Source organism: Butyrivibrio sp. XB500-5, assembly GCF_003625505.1.
GTDB lineage: Bacteria > Bacillota > Clostridia > Lachnospirales > Lachnospiraceae > Butyrivibrio.
The window spans coordinates 618,328-636,736 of the sequence record NZ_RAIS01000001.1; the positions used below are offsets into that span (position 1 = coordinate 618,328).

The following is an 18,409-nucleotide window of genomic DNA, read 5'->3' on the forward strand; positions in this document are numbered from 1 at the left end:
ACGAGTTCCGGAAAGGGTACATTTCCTAGTTTGCGAAAAATTGTCCGTATCATCAAATCTGGAATCATGATCTAACTATATTTATTTGATGATACATTATTCAAACCTAGAAGGAAAGAGACTTTTTTGATGTAGATCTTCTTTATACCAAATTATCAGAGCAGCTATAAAAATAATACCAAAATATATATACGCTGCATTTGATTTCGGGTATGTGTCAAATAACGAATTCCAATCATAAATTGCGCCTATAGAGTTTATAAAAGAATGGTAAATGGCACATGCCAGGACGCTCTTTGTGGATTTATAAATCGCAGCGGCTACAAATGACCATACAAATATGTTTATAGCAAACCCCACCATACTATCACCATAATGATTGGATGATGGTTGTAACCATATCGGGAAATGCCATACACACCAGATCACCGCAACAATAGTGGTTGCAACCGGGAACGGAAATCTTTTCTCCAGCATAGGTTGTAAAAAACCACGCCAGCCGGTTTCCTCCGCAAAGCCAACGAACGGCAGCATAATAAGAAAGCCAAGTGGCATCATGTACAATGGCGAGCCGTTAGGTTCACCGCAGAGAATGGCAAATATCAAAGCCGCTATGCAGAACAGGCCGGTTATCAGAATCGTTTTCACCTTTTGGGGTGTATATAAAAAGCGCTTCAAATATTCTTTTACAGTGATATGCTCTTCCTTCCTGAGCACGATAAAAAGGGAAATGACCGGAGCCGGCGTTGTAAATAGTATCCCAATGATCGCATAAAAGATATATGCAATTGTCAGCTTTCCCGTCTCCGCATAACTAACCGATACAGGCTCGATAATAAGCATAATAATTTGAACAAACACAGTTATAAACAAAAGCCAACCAAGATAATCTGCTATCGGTGCTTTCTTTTTTTCATCAACCCACATTTTTTTATCCTTTCATAATTCCTGAAATCAATGCATCTACGCCATATTCAAAACTATCATCCAAAGAGATTTTATCTCCGAAACTACCATGTAACTCCAGCATGGAAAAACCTTCCACAAAGCCTCGCATACTTCGTAGTACATGCATTTTCTTAACTTCACTAAACTCAAGGGAATCCAAAATAGAATACAAAGATGATATAACCCCTTTTGTTATTTCATGGTTCTGATCGGAAGTATATGAGTTGTGCCAACATATTGCCTCAAAAACTCCGGGATGATCATGCGCGAACTCACGCAGCGCATAACACATTGCTTTTAATCCGTCTTCCCGAGATTTTCCAACCGCTGATTTAGCAATCTTTATATCAATATTTTTCCAACCATATACAATGATCGCCTCTTTTATTTCATCCAGGCCGCCTTGAAAATGCTTATATAAAGACGGCGGCTTTATGCCCAATTTATCAGCTATAGTTTTTATAGAAAGATTCAGAAAGCCATCTTTATCAACCATTTCAACACATACATCTATGATTTCTTGTTTTCTGGACATATTTCCCCCTTGCTAATCATTTTAGCTTATTGGCTAATGGTATTAGCCAATAGATTAACATTACCCTTTGATATTGTCAAATCCATTTGATGTACAGTATCCAACTCAAGCTTGATCGTTCCGTTGTAGAATGTTGGGGCAAGGGCTGGATTGATGTTCATAGAGGCTTAACTCATAATCAAAGATACAGGAATAAAGAAAAAATCCTTAAGATTTTGACCTGTTTTCTTAAGGATTTAACGTTATTACGCACAACCCAGATTTATAAAACCTTCCTCATAATTACTTGTCCATTCCGTTCCATAACCTGAGAAAATCCGGCTTTTTCATAGAGATGAACAGGCCCCGTAAAATCAAATTCATTCCGCGTTTCAGAAATTTGGGCATAACCTTCTACGGCAACATATCCGTTTGCCTTTGCATCTATGCACACTTGTTCAATAAATGCTGAGGCTATTCCCTTGCCTCTGTATCCCGGAGCTATCTCAAAGCATACAATTGCAATCGTTTTCCCACACTTGTTTTCTCTGGCAAAATCGGGGACAAAACCTTTGTAACTATCTATATCTGCGGCATTGCACCATCCTATAGACAGATCATCATCAAATGCCAGATAGCCCTTGATAATTCCCCTATCAAGCATATCTACCGCATATTTTCTAACAGTCTTTTTTACACCGTTTTTCTGAAACTCACTGACCATTTGCTTTATTGTTTCTTCATCCTGATTAGGAGAAGTGCAATAGCAAGGGCCATTGGGATTTCCATCCGAAAACGCACGATTATCAAAAAAATCAAGATAATCGCCTTTTAATTCAGCTGTCAATTTCTTTATAATGATATCTTTCATAATATCTCCAATCCCAGTATGTACCTAAGGTACGAGGTTAACGGTCTATTTTAAAATCCCCGATCTTGCCAAGCATCTTTCCCAGGCTATGGTATCTTCCTGAATAAATGACCGGATCCAATACCGTGAGGTCCACATCAAACGTATCTTCACACACAAGGTTTTCATCCATCTGAATATTTCGGATACGGCAAAAGAAAGTAGTCGAATCGCCGGTTTCAACTGTCTTCACCACTTCACATTCATAGACCCATCGGCTCTCATTTAAAATGGGAACATCCAGAACATCTCCTCGGACGACCTCATAGTAAATATCATCTTTGGCGCCGTCTTTCGCATGCTTTGAGCCGAAATAATCCATAAGCGGCAACATATCGGTGCTGACAAGATTAGCACTAAAAATACCGGTCCTAATAACATTTTTCTTGGTCATCTTAGTTCCTGCCATACTGATGACGAAAAGATATCCGTCACCTTCTTCATGTGTAGCGCTGGCCCAAGTGATGGGCGCAAAATTGTCCGAGCCATCCTCATTATTCGTTCCAATAATAAACGAAGGCTGAACACACATAGAATATATAGGATCAACAGATCTTCTTTTTGCCATATTTCCTCCCTTTATCTCTGCCGAGTCATATAAGTCATCCTCACTATTCCCGATTTATCTTGAACAGATATTATTCCCTCATCACATAATACTGTCTTTGTATTTCTCGAACAGCTCGTGTGTGTATACTTTTTTCATTTCTGACTCTCTTACAACTTTCCACAGAGCAGCAGCGGCTTTCAATCTCTCGCCGTATATCTTCGTGGCGTCATCCTCACAAAAATCTTTTACGAACTTATTCCATTGAAGCGCAGATTTATCATATTTGGCGTAGGTTCTTTTTCCGTAATAGATTTCAAGAAGATTTCCAAGCGTAAAAGATTCATCTCCATTTTCTTTTACAGCCTTAGCCGTTGCGACCATATCAACATTGAATTTGAACGGAGTCACCCCTGTTTGTTCAGCAAAGAACTCTCGGAATCTGTTTCCAAAAGTAAAACCGCACTCTATAAGACCTGTATCAAGCGTTAACTCCTTTACAGTGCTCTTCGTTCGCTTTATCTTTTTCTTCTCAGGCAGAATTCTTTCTCCGGAAAAATATGCTTTTATGACATTGTTTAACTCAATCTTGCTACCGTTTGCTTTAAGTCCGAGCGACTTACATATTTGGATTAATTCCTCACGATACCAATAATATTTACAGAACTCATCAAAGTCTTTTATTTTCTGAAATTCAGGGCGTTCCATACCCACTATCTCCTTACTTTATTTTCTTTGCGGTATTTCCTTTAGCTATCAATTTCATATGTCTGTCCATCATATATTATTTACAACCATCATCACACCTGAGATTATCAGCAAGACGATAACCAGAATTTTAACTGTCTTTTCATTGAGGATCTTGCTGCTTTTTATTCCCAAAAATAATCCTATAAGCATGAACGGAAATAGGATAATCGCCTGCTTTATGCCGGAAAGGGTAAATATTCCAAGTACTATGTATAGGATTATTCTGAAACTATTTTCTACAATGAAAACAGCGCTGATATTAGCTTTGAATTCTTCGCTGTTATTACTTACTCTTCCGATATATGCCGCCAGAAGCGCTCCAACTCCGAACAATCCGCAAAGCACTCCTGATAGGACACCGATCACTCCCAGGAAAATCTTAGATTCTTTTAACTGTAGTTTATTAAACTCTCTCAAAAGAATCTCCGTCCCAATCAAAACAACAATGATTCCAAACACTATTTTTATATATCCGGGATTAACTTTCTTTAATAAAACAGCTCCGATAATGCTTCCTATCAAAACCAGAATTGAAAGCGGAATAAAAATAGCTTTGTTTAGTTTATTTCTGTTTTTCCATGTAAGAATAAGATTCGTAGGATAACCAAGGATCAATTCCACCGGAGAAATATTTATATTTGTTGTTCCGAAAGCCAGTATAGAAGTAAAAACAAGAGTATTGGCAAAGCCGCATAACCCTTTAATATAAAATGCAATCAATGTTGCAATAATCCATATAGTCATTTTAAGTTCACCAAACCCAAGGTATAACCTTATATTTCACACGCTTTTTGTAATCCGAATATCCCTCGAGACCGTTTTCAAGTACCTGCTCTTCATTGCGTATACGCTTTGAGATTATAGGTATATAAACGAGCATAATAACAAAAGAAATTACGGAACCAAGGACAAGAGGCATTGATAAAAACAAAAGAAATGTACTCATATACATCGGATGACGCACAATCCCATAAAGGCCGGTATCAATAACCTTTTGATTCTCCTGTACCTCAACTGTTCTGGAAAGGTATGCGTTTTCCCTAAGAACCTCCGCATACAATATATATCCAAGCAAAAAAACGATTGCTGCGGCATATACAATCCAATTAGGCAAAACAATCCATCGAAATCTGAAATTTAGTCCCGCCACGATAAAAGCGACTATAAACATCACACCGCTCAGCACGACGACAGCTTTCTGCTCAGACTGTTCTTCTTTTGCATTTAATCTTTTTTGTAAGAGTTCCGGGCTTTTCTTCATCATGAAAAATCCTGCTACAATCATGGGAATAAACAGAATTCCTATCAAAAGCCACCCGTTCCAATACGAAAAAGATCCCGCGGGTAAAAAGAGCAGAAGCCCCACAAGAATTATTCCCGATAAAACTTTTGTTATTGCTTGCATAAACAATTTGCTATTCATATGTCCCCCAAAAACTCTGCTACATCTATTTCCACATCCAAAAAACAGTATTGTCTGACTTTGTCATCCCGATGCTTTCTTGCAGACGCATAGAAGCTTCATTTGTCTTTTCAACTTGTCCGAAAGGAATAAAACCTTTTGATAAATGACGACGAATCATTTCTTTTTCAAGCTCAGCTGCGTATCCTTTTCTACGATGCTGAGGTAAGACATACAAAAGTCCGATACTGCCTTCAAGATGCTCTCCGATAAATCCCACGATTCCTTCATCCGTTCGTCCGACGACAATACCTCGGCGACTTATCACTTCTTTTAATTCTTCATCACTGATAAGATCATATCCGGCTGAAATAAACGGAAAATCCTCTAAAGTAGCCTCTCTGAAGGAAAGACTTTCGTTGCTTACCGGTATTTCTTTTTTCAGATATGCCATCTGGAAGCATTCCATATTTCCGGTAAAACCGTACTTTTCATAGACCCGCGCTCCCAGTTCTTTGTTTGATGTAAAAAGAAGCGATATATCTTTTGCCGCATTCTTTTCCAAAACATTCATGCCGAAATCCGCATCATCACATGCTATCATGAATGCTTTACTTACTTCATCAAGCACCAGGATTGCGCTTTCATCCCTGTAAATTTCTTTTCCGCTCCCGCGCTCCAAAATTCTTTTTATGTTTAAATTTTCTAATGTATTAATATTAATGCTCATACTTTTTTGATTACTTTATACGTTAACTCCAAGAATCCTATATTCATAACTGCAAAAATCAAAAGATAAATCGGCATGATTCCTATTCCGATTTCCTGCTGCAAAAGTCCAAACACCATAGGCATAAAGGTACTTCCAACATATGCCGATGCCATTTGAAGTCCGATAACCGCGGCTGAATATCTTTTTCCGAAATTGGTAGGTGCCATGTGCTGAATTGCAGGATAGACCGGTCCCATTCCGGTTCCTATAACAACAAAGCCGATTGCGGCGATCAAGTAACCGGGCGATGGTATGAATACCAGTGCAATTCCGAACAATTCAACAACTATTCCAATCCTGATAAGAAGTCTGTCTCCAAGTCTGTTTGATATAAAGCCCGAGATCAATCTTCCAAGCATCAGTCCGCCAAATATCAGTGAACCAAAAGAGGCAATGAGTTGATCGCTCATTCCTGTTCTCGTTCCCGCAAAAAAACTCGGCGTCCAAAGGAAACAAGTTGCTTCTCCCGAACAATACGCAAAGAACGCAATAAGTGTGAGAATGACACCGGGTGCTTTAATTGTCTCTCTTATACCCGCGCTGTTCTTGATCTCATCTTCTGCGCTTTCGGACTCTTTTTTCTTCCAGAGCGGCAAAGAGAAAATGCATATCAAAAGAATCCCCATCTGAACAAACGCCGTCCATCTGTAGCCTTCGTTCCATCTTGCATACTTCAGGGCCATAGCCATGATCGAAGGGCTTATGACCGCTCCGACTCCATAAAAGCAATGCAAAAAATTCATCACGGAACCTGAATAATTATTGGCCACATAATGATTGACGGAAGCATCGATCGCGCCCGCGCCAAGGCCATAAGGAACCGCAAATAAGAAAAGCATCGCGTACTGCCCCGAAATCGAAAATCCAAGAAGTCCAAGGATTGTCAGAAATACGGAAAAGATAACGATCCATTTGGTGTGAAATCTTTTTATAAATTTAGGACTTAGAAGCGCAGATATGATCGTCATGAATGAGATAGTCATAGAAACATATCCGGCGTAAGATGACGGAACGCCAAACACCATCTGCATTTTGGGCCATCCCGATCCCAGAAGTGAATCCGGGAGTCCCAAACTTATAAAAATCAGATATATTACCGCCAATAACAAAGAACCCATTTCGAAAGATCTCCTATCTCGATTTTATTTCTCTTTCCCTTATAAAGCCGTTCTTTATCTTTGTTGTATTTTTTCCATCCTGATAAGATGTTCATCATCAGGTTCAGAAATGCCGTTTTTAAAATGATATCCCATTTTCAGGTAAAAAGGTACACCTGTTATCGACGCAGGTATCTCGATTCGCTTTGCGCGAAGAAAATATTCATCTTTCTCAAGAATATCTATGATCGCGCGCCCCACGCCTTTCCCTTGATATTCGGGAGAAACAAAAATCGTAAACAAACTGCTCTCGTCCTCTTTTCCCCAGTAAGGACCGATGGCGCCGCAGCCTATGATCTTTCCCTGATCTTCCACTACATAAAAATGCGTCCAGCTTGCTCTTTCAAGAACATGCTCAGGTGTCTCTACATTTACCAACGCATCCATCAGTTCTTTTGGATAATCTTTTGTATTAGATATCTTTATTGTATTTCTTATCAGCTCCGAAACCGCGTGGGCATCACTGTGCTCAAATTGTCGTATGTTCATCATAAGTCCTTCAGATCAACTCTTTGGTATAGTAATGTCTTTTTCCTGTATACGGATAGTTCTCAAGGGTAAAGACCTCGTTGTATCCGTGCTTTTTGTAAAACTCCGGTGCCTGAAAAGAAAAGGTATCCACAAAAGCATACTTGCAGCCGCGCCTCTTGGCTTCGCTCTCAGCGGCATTTAAAAGCTCGCTGCCGACTCCCTTTCCTCTAAGCTTCTCACTGACAAAAAGATAATGCACACATAGCCAATTTCCGAATGTTTCACCGGTTAATCCCGCAAGCTTTCCGTTGTTTTCATCTTCATAGTATATTCCGAGCGGGACATTCTCAGATTCTTCGCGACTTTTGAGATTATATTCCTTTAGCATTTCAAAAATCTCATTTATGTCGCGCTCATCTCCATCCGCAGTAATTCTGAGGTTCATGCATTCTTCTCCTATCCGTTTTGTCTTATAAAACATAATAACACAAATGCCGGATCTCTCGATCCGGCATTTTCATCATTCTTTATTCAACCGGGAAACAAACCTCAGTCACATACTCATCTGGATTCTGTGTCTGAGCCGGGCTCACATGATATATATTAAACATGTGTCCGTTCATCTTGTATCCGTTTTCTTTTATCCATGACGCCACCGTAGCGTACACTTCACCCATTTGGTCATAGCTGCCTTTGAGGATACAGCTGGCGACCTTAACCGCAGGAAGTGACTTAAACTTTACATGCTCTGTGTCGGTATAAGTACCTTTTACCGTCATCCATGCAATTATCTCAACGTTCTCTTCCTTGTATTCGTCATCAAGAAATTCAGCTGCCGCAAGACAAGGATCTGAAGGATTCAAGTTATTGCACTCGTTCCTCATTGTACTCCACAGCATGCCTTCATCCTCATAACGAGGAACTATCATATGAACCGTTGCCGCATATCTTTCCGGTATAGTCTTTACAGTTACATCATAACTCATGTTTTGCTCCTTCCTCAGCCTCTTACGTGCTGAATCCAGAAGCATCAGCTTATACTGCGTTTCTTCGGAGAGCTTGGATAATTCCTTTTGTCTTTCCGAAAAAAAATTGTCCATCATTTCTTTATCATCATAGTTATCAAGCATCTTGATAATATCTGCAAGGGAAAATCCCATATCTTTTAATGCCGTGATCCTTCCGATGGTAAAAAGCTGTTCCTCATGATAATACCTATACCCCGAAAACTCATCAATTTCCGCCGGTTTTAAAAGTCCGATATCATCGTAGTGACGCAGCATCCTGATACTTACTCTGGATAATTTTGAAAAATCTCCTATTTTAAGCATTTGTACTTACCTCCATGGATGTTTTCCTGAGCTCACTACAACGATAATCCCTCACATAATGTGAGAGTCAAGCATGATTTTTTCCTTGATCTGCTCCCAGCCGGAGCATCTTGTATAATTGCTGCCCGGAAGCTCATGTTCTCTGTTCCAGGGCCTATCGATGACCATAACCTTTAGATCCGGCAAATGGCCAAAAAACTTAAATGCCATGGGTGAATCCTCGATGGCATAGTCAAAAGACATCTTGTAATAGTCTTCAAGTTCCAGATTAAACTCGCCTTTTTTGTAAAAAAAGTCTCTGCCGTATTTATTGAGGCAGTAGAGAGTTGCACGCTCCAAGCCGTGTTCATCGAGCCATCTTCTGGATGCTTCAAAAGAATTGGACGGACGTCCCGTTATGATAAAAACTTCGTGCCCCTTGTCTATAAGCTCATTAAGCACCTTCGATGCTCCCGGCGTCTCCTCATAAGAAAGAAGCACCTCCGGGCGATGGCCTTCGCTCATAAGCTGTTCATATTCTTCATCCGTCAGATCAAAAGACTCCTGCAGGTTAAAAAAACGTACCTCTTCGTAAGGAACGTTTTTTCCGAAAAGCCTCGTTGCAATCTCGGTAAATGCCTTCGCCGTCTCGCAAAGACAATCATCAAAATCTACATAAAACCTCATTTAAGTAACCTCTTTTTACAAGTTATGAATTAAGCGCCTCGAAGATAGCCTTTGAAAGCTGGTCAGCGCAAGATGTTCCTCTTCCGCCGCAGTCATTTCCTTTAAGTATCTCAGCCGCATTCTTAGCGTCCTGACCTTCCAAAAGCCTGCCAATAGCTTTCAGATTGCCGTTGCATCCGCCTGTAAAGCGAAGCCCTGAAATCTTGCCGTTTTCGTCGAGATCAAAGTTAATCTCTGTTGAACATACTCCCTTCGGATTGTAAGTGTAGTGCATAAAAAATCCTCCTAATAACCTAATCATTATAAATGATGTTTATATTTTGCAAAATCCGTTTTTCACTTTCCTATATCTATAAGCACGACCTCGGGATGGTTGAAAAATCTGGGATACGGCATCCTCTCCCTCGCAAGTCCCCTACTTACTATCATCTCGGTTCCGTTTCCAAGATCATACCGGCCGTCGACATATTTGGGCAAAAGACCCTGATTAGGCGCTGCAATTCCTCTATGCAAAAAAGGTATAGTCCACTGCCCGCCGTGGGCATGTCCGGAAACCACCAGGTCAAAATCGTACTCTCTGTACACATCCACTTTTTCAGGTCTATGTGACAAAAGAATTCTGTAATGCTCCGGATCTGACTTCTCACTTGCTTTGGTAAGCTGTGATCTCCACTCATCGTTCTTCATGTAGGTCGGATCGTCAACTCCGCAAATATCTATCTTGTTTCCTTTTATTTCTATTGTGCTCGCATTTCCCTCAAGAACGGTAACTCCCATGGATTTAAGATACTCTTTTGTTTCGTTTTCTCTTTTGCTCCAGAACTCGTGATTGCCGGTCACATAAAAACATGGATACTTTTTCGAGATTGCTTCCATGAAAATCTTGGCATTCGTATCACTAAACTTGTCATCAAAAATATCTCCGGACAAAAGAACTCCGTCAACCTTGCCGTTGTCTATCAGATCCGTAAGCCGTTTCTGATCTTTTCCGTAGTAACAAGAATGAAGATCGGTGACAAGCGCAAATCTGACGGGTGTATCGATCTTCCCTTTGCCGCTTATACTTATGATCTCGGTAACAAGTTTTTCATACCAAACGGTAAGAATAATTATTAGAAAAAGAATAATCAAAAGAATCTTCCTTTTTTTCTTTGATTTATTTTTGTGTTTCATTATATCAAAATTCCTTTATAAGCTCACAGATCTTATCCGGTGCCTCATCGATAAAATACTGATGCATATCAAAAGTAAAGTATTTATTCACGGAAGCATCAACCTTTTCTTGAATATTATACTGCGTCTTAGCAAAATGTTTTTTCATGGTAACCTGGTTTTCTGCAAAAACATAGTCTTCAAAATCAAGTTCTTTAGAATCATCCAACAGGTCAAAAATCTCTTCTGTACATTCACAATTTTGATATAGCCATTCATCAAATCTACGTGCTTCCGGATAATAAACCTCTTTAAACTCATCAAAGGTCATGGGCGGGATCAGTTTCTTTTTCAGCACACTCCAGATCATAATATCAAAACAGTAATCCGTCAGATTGTGAACACAGAGCCCTATCAAAAAAGCTTTTGTTCTGCTGTCTTTTTCCTGTGTCACATACTTATTCCAAAACTCTTTTATGTTCTCTATCCATCTGACATAATCCTGCGTTTCGCCCCACGGCCCACAACATTCAAAGCAGTGTGAATGAATCTTTTTCTCCATATACAAATCCGAAAACCAGACAGAATCGGGAGCTATGGAACCTAAAATAAATTCCGACGTATTCTCTTTTATCTTCAAATGCTCAGCAAGCTTATAAGCAACAACCATGTGAGTCATCTGCAAAGCCATTATTTGTCCTCTTTTTCTATTTCCTTAGATATATAACACATTACTCTTCTCCCCATATTTCTACGAATCTGTCGAAATGCGGAAGTCTAATTTTCATGTAACCTCTTTCTTCATCGTTGACAAGATGCTTGTTAAGTAATCTGCTTCTATATACCGGATAGGAAGCTTTATTTTTCATTAGATTCTTTATATCTTCAGCCTTCCCATCCTTAGTTCTGCATATACATCTGATTACCTCTTTTTCACCCTTACTAAGTGATTTCCAAACCAGATCATATGAATCTCTGAACAATATTCTTTCAAATTCAGGAATGAGATCACTTATTGTTTCGTTCTTTTGCTTACCGTAATATAGCGAGCCCAATACCTGATATGCATATGCATATCCCTTAGTTTCTTCCTCTATTTTTTTTGCTTCCAGTGCGTCTATTTTCAATAGTTTTTGATACATTGCAGTGATATCAAATTTGTTTAATCCTTTTATCTCAAGCTCATCAGCCCTTTTAAAAAACGTTAAATTTTTCTCTGATGAGAACTCTTCAATATTTTCGGCTAGACCGGTCACAACTAAATAAATACGCATTCCTTCCAATATCATCGATCCTATCATAGATAATAGTTTGACCATTTCGGGAGTCTTCGAAATATCATCAACACCAACAAGGACATTGTATTTCTTTTTATTCGCTTCAGAAACCATTTTAACGAGCGTTGCTTCATCTGAATAATAATGCTCATTTTCAGCTATCTTTTTTCCAATATTGACTTCACCTTTTCCCGAAGCCACGTAAATATCTCCACTTGCCGATACCGAAGAACTGACTTCTGTTGTCCTGCTCTTTGAATCAATAAAGCTTTCCATGCTCATTTTAGATATAAGAGTCTTAACAACGTCTCCGGCGGCAGAAAGAGGATATACCAACCACTTCTTATTATCCTTCAGTGTACGTATAACCTTTCCATATTCTACTGATTTACCGGCCCCTCTGAGCCCGGTTATTTTATAAACATATTTTGATGACTCATCGCTTGTAAAATTATCTATTATTTCATCTGCTATTTTGGTATCAATATAGGCTGCACCGGCAATTCCGGGGGTTCTGGTAAAAGGATCTACTCTTTTCTCCATAACATTTCTCCATTTTTATCATTTATTGCAGTTTTTATGTTTTGTTATTATTATACCACATATTTTATCTTTTGTTATGTTTTGTTATCTTTTGTTACCATTGCAGCCGTTTTGTTATCATTTAAAAATTTCATTATAATACTTGTTGTATTCTTCCTCTGTTATCTCTTCATCATTGAAGAAGTAAGTCTTATTCTTCTCTTCCTCATCTTCTGCAGTCCAATACAGATTAAATGATTCCACAATGTTTAGATCACCATCATACTTATCAAACTGATAGTATTCCCGTCCGCCGTGAGTTGTATCACTGTGAACTATCCAGGTGGCATCCTTATAAGTAACATATGAACAATAATCTGCCGTTCCATAACTGTCTGCCAATAATGTGATCTTGCCGTCTTTGCAATCATAATACCTATCTCCGTAGACCGGATTGCGAAGGATAAACTCCTTCTCACCGTCATTATCAAGATCAACAGGATCTTCTTTGGTTAGCATTTCTGTAGCATCAGCGTCTTCACTAAATGCAGAAGAATACTCTTTGGAACAGTACTCATCAAACAATTCCTCGGGAGACTTTTCCTCCGGTTTGCCAGATGAAGCAGTCGCACTTTCATCCGGTTCGTCCGATTCGACAGATGAATTATTTGTGCTTTCGTCCTGATCTTGTTTTTCACTAGTCAGTTCTTGTACACTCTGCGATACTGTTTCATTTTTTTCAGTGCAGCCCGCCATAAGTACCGCGTTCAATATGATCACAGTTATAATTCCCCAACAAATATTGCTTTTCTTCACTTTTTTCATTTTAATTTTTCTCCTTTTATAAGTTTTTACGTAGTTTGCGCTCGGATCCGCCTGAGGATCATCTTTTAACCATATGATAAAAAGTTCCTTCTCCGATACGAGTTGTCTGCACTATCGGATCGCCGACAACTTCAAATCCCGCTTTTTCATAGCACTTAACGGCTCGCATATTCCAAGTTCTAACCTCAAGATAAATCGGCTTTCCGGGATAAAGATCATGTGAAAGCTCACACGCTATCTTCGTGATTTCCTGCCCATAGCCTTTATCACATAATTCAGGATTTACGCCGATTCCAAAGAAAACTTCTTTATCTTCATCTATAAGATTAAAGTATCCGACAAGCTTTGATCCATCATACACTGAAAAGAAATTGTTCAGAGGGTTCGCAAACCCAATTCCCTTCTCAAGTTGTTCGCCATACGATGGATTGTTGTAAATTGCATATTCCCCGGAATATTTCCACTCACATATCTCATATTTTTCCGAGTCTGTAGTCTTATGATATTCAAGCAATAATTCTTTCCTCCGCGAACTCAAACGCCTTTCTCCGCGTTAAATTCTTCAATAAAAACCTCTATGTATTTTTTTGCGCTTTCAATTACTTTAGTATTCATTCTCTTTCCCGCTATTCTAAATATATTTCATAGCATCAATCTACTTTTATCTTATTCTTTTATTCCATATATGATACGTGGTTGACTCAATCTTGAAATAAATACTATTAGGTCAACAAAAATTCACCTCTTAATTGACCTTATTTACAATAACTTGATATAGAGTCAACCAATTCTTTCAAATCATATGACTCATTTCAGTATTATGTGAATTTGAGTCAACATAATTCCACAAAAAAGTTGACTCATTATGATCATCTTGAAAATTAGGTCAACTTTTCTCAAAATCCAGCCTTACAAGTGCCTTGCCGTTTGGCAAAGATTCTTTTGTCCGGGAAATCTCAGAATAGCCGATTCGCTCCAAGAATGAAGCCAGCTCTTTTTCCTCCATCTGATGATGGACCTCGTCAAGGCCGTCAAATGCATGAATGTAGGGCGAATCGGAGATCCAGTTTTGAACATCCTCGTTGATCTGGATTGCACAGGAAACGTACCTCGGATTAACCACAGAAATGGCCTTAGAAAAAGCCTCATAACCCACGTACTCTATCAAAAGATTTGCTATCAAGAGCTCGGCGTGCGGCAAGTTAGCAGCTTCGCCAATAATATCAATCTTTAAAAACTTGAGTATCCCGAAATCGACAAGCTCTTTGTGCCGCTCAGTCGCCGCCTTGAGATACTCTCCATTGATATCGACTCCATAAACAGTCTCATATTTAGATGGATCAACATGCTCCAAGCCGTTACCGCCGGCGACGCCTAGAACCATCGCTGTCTTTACGGGATAGGCTTCAAACTGCGCCTTCATTATTTTGTTAAGTGTCTGAAGCTGCTTAACCGAATCAAGCTTCATGTGATTCTCGTAAGTATCCAGACTGATGTCTTCCCACGGATTGCTCATAGTTACTCTTCCTTAACTCTCTTTCCGGTCATATGCTCGGGCGTAAGCTCAAAGCACTGAACCACAGGGAAAAAGAACTTGAGCTCTTTCTCGAGAAAGGCTTCGTCATCGGTGAATTTCTTGACCATGGCGATACAGATCTTCTTTGCCTTTTCTTCGTCCTCAACAAGTTTGATCCTGCCGAAAGTGACAATGCTCTTGAAATTAAGCGCCCACTCGCCTTCTTCGCGGTAGCCGTCATTAAGGACAGTGTAGCAAGCTTTGTCGCAGTTCTTTATGGCATCGTTCTTGTGTCCTGTTTTGGCTCCGTGAAAATATATCTTACCGTCCTCTTCGCAGTACCAGTGGACAAGCGGAACGCCATAAGGATAGCCGTCGTCGCCTATAAGAGACAGCACGCCTCTTTTTGTATTCTTAAGAACTTCAATGCATTCCTCATCGGTAATCTGCTGATTGAATCTTCTCATTTTTCTAAACATGTCGCACCTCCGTAAAGTGGACCGCTAACCCCGTCCCCATAGTCCACTTTTCTATTATACATGAAAAGAGCTTCGATTTCTCGAAGCTCTCGTCATCAAACTTTTTTTCCGATCTCTATTCCCGCTTTTATAAAGCGAAACATTCTGATCGCACCTTCATAATATAATCCCTCTGCATTACCCATAGCATCTTCGATCGCCATAGGTGAATTGACCGTGGTCATAAGTGATGCTATTCCGTAATCGCAGATATCAAGTGCATTTTTTCCAAGTGACCCGCATAGGCCAAATACGGGAATTCCTTTGGTCTTGGCACGAATGCCTACGCCCTGCATTACTTTTCCAAAGCAGCTCTGCCAGTCGGTTCTTCCTTCTCCGGTAATAACAAGATCAACGCCTTTTAGCCTGTCGTCAAAGCTTATCAGATCAAGCACGGTATCTATCCCCGGCTTCATCTTTCCTTTAAGAAATACCGAAAGCGCAGCTCCGAGTCCGCCTGCTGCCCCGGCACCTTTAATGGTGTCACAGTCAATATCAAAGCATTTCTTAATTACATCGCGGTAATTGCACATCCCCTTTTCAAGCTGTTCCTGAATCTCGGGTGTTGCGCCCTTTTGCGCTCCGAAAGTCCATGTCGCTCCGTCTTTTCCGCAAAGGGGATTATTGACATCACACATTACCACAATGTTGCAATCTTTTATTCTTGGGTCGATACCTGATATATCGATGTCTCTGACTTTGATCAGATCTCTTCCGTAACCCTTGAGTTCGCATCCGTCCTTGTCAAGGAAACGAACTCCGAGAGCTCTGATACATCCCATTCCGCCGTCATTTGTTGCGGAGCCTCCGATAGCAATCGTAAGCTTTCTATATCCGCGGTTAAGTGCGTCTAGGATCAGTTGTCCCGTTCCAAATGTTGTGGTATTCATCGGGTTTCTTCTCCTCTCGGGAACAAGCGTAAGTCCCGATGCGGCCGACATCTCAATGATAGCCTCATCCCCTCCGAATATTCCGTACCTTGCTTCAACCTCATTCATTAAAGGGCCTTGAACCATGCAGCTTATAAGCTCACCGTTTTCAGCTTGGACAACCGCATCTACGGTTCCTTCTCCGCCGTCGGCGACCGGCACTCCTACCGTCTCACAATCTATGAATACTTCTTTTGCAGCCTTTGTAAGAAGACCGATCGTCTGCTCACTGGACAAGCTTCCTTTAAAAGAGTCCGAAGCAAATAACATTTTCATAAGAACACTCTCCAAATAAATTTATTTTATTTTTCTCATTTCCGTTCCTGAAATCTTCTCATAATACTTAAGGATAGCACTGTGATCGTCACTTCCGCAATCATTGTTGTGGAGCCACTGAAGCATCTCCTGAACCGCGCTAGTAAGGATCATGGGTGTTCCAACGCCGTGACCTGTATCAAGTGCGTTGTTGAGATCCTTGATATGAAGATCGATCCTAAAGCCGGGCTTGAAATTCCCGTCAAGCATCATGGGAACCTTGGCATCCATAACCGTAGAGCCTGCAAGACCGCCTCTTATTGCAGCAAATACCTTCTCGGGATCTACACCTGCCATTGTCGCAAGCTCGAAAGCCTCAGCGCAGGCAGCGATATTTACGGCAACTATGACCTGGTTTGCAAGCTTTGTTGTATTTCCCGCGCCGTTGATATCTCCGCAGTGAACAACCGAGCCGCCCATTACTCCAAGGAGCTCTGAGTACTTATCAAACATAGCCTTCGGACCACCGCACATGATGGAAAGAGTTCCGTCTATAGCCTTGGGCTCTCCTCCGGAAACAGGAGCATCCATCATATTTATGCCTTTCTCCGCACATTTAGCCGCAATATCTTTTGACTGAAGCGGAGCTATTGAACTCATATCGATTATATCAAGTCCTGCCTTGGCACCCTCTGCGATACCTTTATCTCCGAAAATGGCTTCTCTGACATGAGGTGAATTGGGAACCATTGTGATAACAACATCGCTCTTGGAAGCTACGTCTGCATTGCTCTCTCCTCTTGCCGCTCCGCATGATACAACATCATCAAGCGCTTCCTTTGCAAAAGGATCGTATGCTGTTACTTCATATCCTGCCTTAAGAAGGTTCTTACACATGGGGCGTCCCATAATACCAAGTCCGACAAATCCTACTTTCATATTATAACTTCCTTTCTTGTTCATATATTGGTTGATCTATGTTTTTTGTTCGTAAATCCTATACTTCCATTATGCCTTAGAACTGATCTCTTCTACAGCTTTTATGATGCTGTCAGTCGTAAGTCCGAGATACTCTAAGATATCATTGTAGTTGTGCGCCGAAGCTCCGAATCTGTCCTGAACTCCGACAAACTCGATAGGCTTCTTTTCAAGTCGAAGTGCCTCAGCGATGGCTCCGCCAAGTCCTCCGATAACACTGTGTTCCTCGGCTGTAACAACGCCTTTTACGCTATTTGCGATCTTTACAACGCTTTCTCTGTTAAGAGGCTTTATCGAAGGTACATTTACAACCTTAACGGAAATCTTACCCTCAAGAGCTTTTGCTGCCTCAAGCGCCTTGGTAACCATAACGCCGCAAGCAAATACCGCTACGTCCGTACCCTCTTTTAACACAACGGGCTCGCCCGGTACAAACTTAGCTCCCTCGGGCGTTACATTGTCATAAGGATTACGATTAACGCGGATGTACATGGGGCCTTCATTCTCAGCCATGTATCTTACCACCGCTTCCGTCTCGTTGGCATCGGCGGGAACGAACACGTTCATGTTGGGAATAACACGCATATATGCGATGTCATCAACAGACTGGTGAGTAGCTCCGTCACCGAAATCCGAGCATCCTGCGCTCGATCCGCAGATCTTAACGTTGAGCTTTCCTATAGCGATCGACTGTCTTATCTGATCGAAAGCTCTTCCTCCTGCAAATACCGCAAAAGAGCTACAGAAAGGAATCTTACCTGCCCTTGCAAGTCCGCCTGCGGTTGAGATCATATTTGCTTCTGCGATTCCCATCTCGATGTGCTGCTCAGAGATCTCAGGGTCCGACTCAACCATCTTACCCATTGTAGATGCTCCAAGATCCGCATCAAGTACTACTATGTCTTTATTCTTATGGCAGAGCTCAACAAGTGTCTGACCATATACTGTTCTTTGATTTGTTTCAGCCAT

General features: G+C 40.6%; 24 protein-coding genes. All 24 read right to left on the reverse strand.

What is annotated here, in order from left to right:
- Positions 1-96: 96 nt before the first annotated feature.
- Positions 97-927, reverse strand: a complete 831-nt coding sequence (locus D6856_RS02895; protein WP_120685646.1) for a CPBP family intramembrane glutamic endopeptidase — start codon at positions 925-927, stop codon at positions 97-99.
- A gap of 4 nt (positions 928-931) precedes the next feature.
- A complete protein-coding gene (locus tag D6856_RS02900) occupies positions 932-1,483 on the reverse strand; it encodes a TetR/AcrR family transcriptional regulator (protein ID WP_120685647.1) in 552 nt (183 codons plus the stop codon).
- A gap of 262 nt (positions 1,484-1,745) precedes the next feature.
- Positions 1,746-2,333: a GNAT family N-acetyltransferase gene (locus D6856_RS02905; protein ID WP_120685648.1), complete on the reverse strand. Its 588-nt coding sequence runs from the start codon at positions 2,331-2,333 to the stop codon at positions 1,746-1,748.
- A 37-nt stretch (positions 2,334-2,370) separates the two neighbouring features.
- On the reverse strand, positions 2,371-2,940 hold the full coding sequence (locus D6856_RS02910) for a flavin reductase family protein (protein ID WP_120685649.1): 570 nt from the start codon (positions 2,938-2,940) through the stop codon (positions 2,371-2,373).
- Between the two features lie 81 nt (positions 2,941-3,021).
- Entirely contained in the window at positions 3,022-3,627 is a 606-nt protein-coding gene (locus D6856_RS02915; RefSeq protein ID WP_334295368.1) for an SAP domain-containing protein, read from the reverse strand.
- Positions 3,628-3,696: 69 nt separating this feature from the next.
- The gene (locus D6856_RS02920) at positions 3,697-4,413 is read right to left on the reverse strand and encodes a sulfite exporter TauE/SafE family protein (RefSeq protein ID WP_120685651.1); all 717 of its coding nucleotides are present in this window, start codon (positions 4,411-4,413) and stop codon (positions 3,697-3,699) included.
- A gap of 7 nt (positions 4,414-4,420) precedes the next feature.
- On the reverse strand, positions 4,421-5,092 hold the full coding sequence (locus tag D6856_RS02925) for a methyltransferase family protein (RefSeq protein ID WP_120685652.1): 672 nt from the start codon (positions 5,090-5,092) through the stop codon (positions 4,421-4,423).
- Positions 5,093-5,117: 25 nt separating this feature from the next.
- Positions 5,118-5,753, reverse strand: a complete 636-nt coding sequence (locus tag D6856_RS02930; RefSeq protein WP_158588805.1) for a GNAT family N-acetyltransferase — start codon at positions 5,751-5,753, stop codon at positions 5,118-5,120.
- Between the two features lie 44 nt (positions 5,754-5,797).
- Positions 5,798-6,961 carry an MFS transporter gene (locus D6856_RS02935; RefSeq protein ID WP_120685654.1) on the reverse strand — a complete coding sequence of 388 codons (1,164 nt, stop codon included), beginning with the start codon at positions 6,959-6,961 and terminating at the stop codon, positions 5,798-5,800.
- A gap of 54 nt (positions 6,962-7,015) precedes the next feature.
- Positions 7,016-7,492: a GNAT family N-acetyltransferase gene (locus tag D6856_RS02940; RefSeq protein ID WP_243114014.1), complete on the reverse strand. Its 477-nt coding sequence runs from the start codon at positions 7,490-7,492 to the stop codon at positions 7,016-7,018.
- A gap of 7 nt (positions 7,493-7,499) precedes the next feature.
- Positions 7,500-7,916 carry a GNAT family N-acetyltransferase gene (locus D6856_RS02945; protein WP_120685656.1) on the reverse strand — a complete coding sequence of 139 codons (417 nt, stop codon included), beginning with the start codon at positions 7,914-7,916 and terminating at the stop codon, positions 7,500-7,502.
- An 82-nt stretch (positions 7,917-7,998) separates the two neighbouring features.
- The gene (locus tag D6856_RS02950; protein WP_120685657.1) at positions 7,999-8,802 is read right to left on the reverse strand and encodes a MerR family transcriptional regulator; all 804 of its coding nucleotides are present in this window, start codon (positions 8,800-8,802) and stop codon (positions 7,999-8,001) included.
- 51 nt (positions 8,803-8,853) lie between these two features.
- Positions 8,854-9,468 carry a 5' nucleotidase, NT5C type gene (locus D6856_RS02955; protein WP_120685658.1) on the reverse strand — a complete coding sequence of 205 codons (615 nt, stop codon included), beginning with the start codon at positions 9,466-9,468 and terminating at the stop codon, positions 8,854-8,856.
- Between the two features lie 22 nt (positions 9,469-9,490).
- Entirely contained in the window at positions 9,491-9,742 is a 252-nt protein-coding gene (locus D6856_RS02960; RefSeq protein ID WP_092249446.1) for a TIGR03905 family TSCPD domain-containing protein, read from the reverse strand.
- Positions 9,743-9,804: 62 nt separating this feature from the next.
- The gene (locus tag D6856_RS02965; RefSeq protein ID WP_243114016.1) at positions 9,805-10,599 is read right to left on the reverse strand and encodes a metallophosphoesterase; all 795 of its coding nucleotides are present in this window, start codon (positions 10,597-10,599) and stop codon (positions 9,805-9,807) included.
- A 46-nt stretch (positions 10,600-10,645) separates the two neighbouring features.
- Entirely contained in the window at positions 10,646-11,311 is a 666-nt protein-coding gene (locus tag D6856_RS02970; RefSeq protein WP_120685660.1) for a zinc dependent phospholipase C family protein, read from the reverse strand.
- Between the two features lie 40 nt (positions 11,312-11,351).
- Positions 11,352-12,440 carry a hypothetical protein gene (locus tag D6856_RS02975; RefSeq protein WP_120685661.1) on the reverse strand — a complete coding sequence of 363 codons (1,089 nt, stop codon included), beginning with the start codon at positions 12,438-12,440 and terminating at the stop codon, positions 11,352-11,354.
- Positions 12,441-12,557: 117 nt separating this feature from the next.
- Entirely contained in the window at positions 12,558-13,244 is a 687-nt protein-coding gene (locus D6856_RS02980) for a hypothetical protein (protein ID WP_120685662.1), read from the reverse strand.
- Between the two features lie 58 nt (positions 13,245-13,302).
- Positions 13,303-13,758, reverse strand: a complete 456-nt coding sequence (locus D6856_RS02985) for a GNAT family N-acetyltransferase (protein ID WP_120685663.1) — start codon at positions 13,756-13,758, stop codon at positions 13,303-13,305.
- Positions 13,759-14,130: 372 nt separating this feature from the next.
- On the reverse strand, positions 14,131-14,760 hold the full coding sequence (locus tag D6856_RS02990) for a methyltransferase type 11 (RefSeq protein ID WP_120685664.1): 630 nt from the start codon (positions 14,758-14,760) through the stop codon (positions 14,131-14,133).
- 2 nt (positions 14,761-14,762) lie between these two features.
- Positions 14,763-15,239: a pyridoxamine 5'-phosphate oxidase family protein gene (locus tag D6856_RS02995; RefSeq protein WP_092249427.1), complete on the reverse strand. Its 477-nt coding sequence runs from the start codon at positions 15,237-15,239 to the stop codon at positions 14,763-14,765.
- A gap of 95 nt (positions 15,240-15,334) precedes the next feature.
- A complete protein-coding gene (locus D6856_RS03000) occupies positions 15,335-16,483 on the reverse strand; it encodes a glycerate kinase family protein (RefSeq protein ID WP_120685665.1) in 1,149 nt (382 codons plus the stop codon).
- Positions 16,484-16,504: 21 nt separating this feature from the next.
- Positions 16,505-17,425 carry a 2-hydroxy-3-oxopropionate reductase gene (gene garR / locus D6856_RS03005; protein WP_092249421.1) on the reverse strand — a complete coding sequence of 307 codons (921 nt, stop codon included), beginning with the start codon at positions 17,423-17,425 and terminating at the stop codon, positions 16,505-16,507.
- A gap of 45 nt (positions 17,426-17,470) precedes the next feature.
- A complete protein-coding gene (locus D6856_RS03010) occupies positions 17,471-18,409 on the reverse strand; it encodes a transketolase family protein (RefSeq protein WP_092249418.1) in 939 nt (312 codons plus the stop codon).

Excerpts from the sequence above, each read along its gene's own strand:
- D6856_RS02945 (WP_120685656.1), bottom strand. The coding sequence starts at position 7,916 with ATGAACCTCAGAATTACTGCGGATGGAGATGAGCGCGACATAAATGAG.
- D6856_RS02995 (WP_092249427.1), bottom strand. The coding sequence starts at position 15,239 with ATGTTTAGAAAAATGAGAAGATTCAATCAGCAGATTACCGATGAGGAA.
- D6856_RS03000 (WP_120685665.1), bottom strand. The coding sequence starts at position 16,483 with ATGAAAATGTTATTTGCTTCGGACTCTTTTAAAGGAAGCTTGTCCAGT.
- D6856_RS02905 (WP_120685648.1), bottom strand. The coding sequence starts at position 2,333 with ATGAAAGATATCATTATAAAGAAATTGACAGCTGAATTAAAAGGCGAT.
- D6856_RS02975 (WP_120685661.1), bottom strand. The coding sequence starts at position 12,440 with ATGGAGAAAAGAGTAGATCCTTTTACCAGAACCCCCGGAATTGCCGGT.
- D6856_RS02910 (WP_120685649.1), bottom strand. The coding sequence starts at position 2,940 with ATGGCAAAAAGAAGATCTGTTGATCCTATATATTCTATGTGTGTTCAG.
- D6856_RS02940 (WP_243114014.1), bottom strand. The coding sequence starts at position 7,492 with ATGATGAACATACGACAATTTGAGCACAGTGATGCCCACGCGGTTTCG.
- D6856_RS02955 (WP_120685658.1), bottom strand. The coding sequence starts at position 9,468 with ATGAGGTTTTATGTAGATTTTGATGATTGTCTTTGCGAGACGGCGAAG.
- D6856_RS02900 (WP_120685647.1), bottom strand. The coding sequence starts at position 1,483 with ATGTCCAGAAAACAAGAAATCATAGATGTATGTGTTGAAATGGTTGAT.
- D6856_RS02925 (WP_120685652.1), bottom strand. The coding sequence starts at position 5,092 with ATGAATAGCAAATTGTTTATGCAAGCAATAACAAAAGTTTTATCGGGA.
- D6856_RS02990 (WP_120685664.1), bottom strand. The coding sequence starts at position 14,760 with ATGAGCAATCCGTGGGAAGACATCAGTCTGGATACTTACGAGAATCAC.
- D6856_RS02935 (WP_120685654.1), bottom strand. The coding sequence starts at position 6,961 with ATGGGTTCTTTGTTATTGGCGGTAATATATCTGATTTTTATAAGTTTG.
- D6856_RS02920 (WP_120685651.1), bottom strand. The coding sequence starts at position 4,413 with ATGACTATATGGATTATTGCAACATTGATTGCATTTTATATTAAAGGG.
- D6856_RS02950 (WP_120685657.1), bottom strand. The coding sequence starts at position 8,802 with ATGCTTAAAATAGGAGATTTTTCAAAATTATCCAGAGTAAGTATCAGG.
- D6856_RS02960 (WP_092249446.1), bottom strand. The coding sequence starts at position 9,742 with ATGCACTACACTTACAATCCGAAGGGAGTATGTTCAACAGAGATTAAC.
- D6856_RS02915 (WP_334295368.1), bottom strand. The coding sequence starts at position 3,627 with ATGGAACGCCCTGAATTTCAGAAAATAAAAGACTTTGATGAGTTCTGT.
- D6856_RS02895 (WP_120685646.1), bottom strand. The coding sequence starts at position 927 with ATGTGGGTTGATGAAAAAAAGAAAGCACCGATAGCAGATTATCTTGGT.
- D6856_RS02970 (WP_120685660.1), bottom strand. The coding sequence starts at position 11,311 with ATGGCTTTGCAGATGACTCACATGGTTGTTGCTTATAAGCTTGCTGAG.
- garR (WP_092249421.1), bottom strand. The coding sequence starts at position 17,425 with ATGAACAAGAAAGGAAGTTATAATATGAAAGTAGGATTTGTCGGACTT.
- D6856_RS02980 (WP_120685662.1), bottom strand. The coding sequence starts at position 13,244 with ATGAAAAAAGTGAAGAAAAGCAATATTTGTTGGGGAATTATAACTGTG.
- D6856_RS03010 (WP_092249418.1), bottom strand. The coding sequence starts at position 18,409 with ATGGCTGAAACAAATCAAAGAACAGTATATGGTCAGACACTTGTTGAG.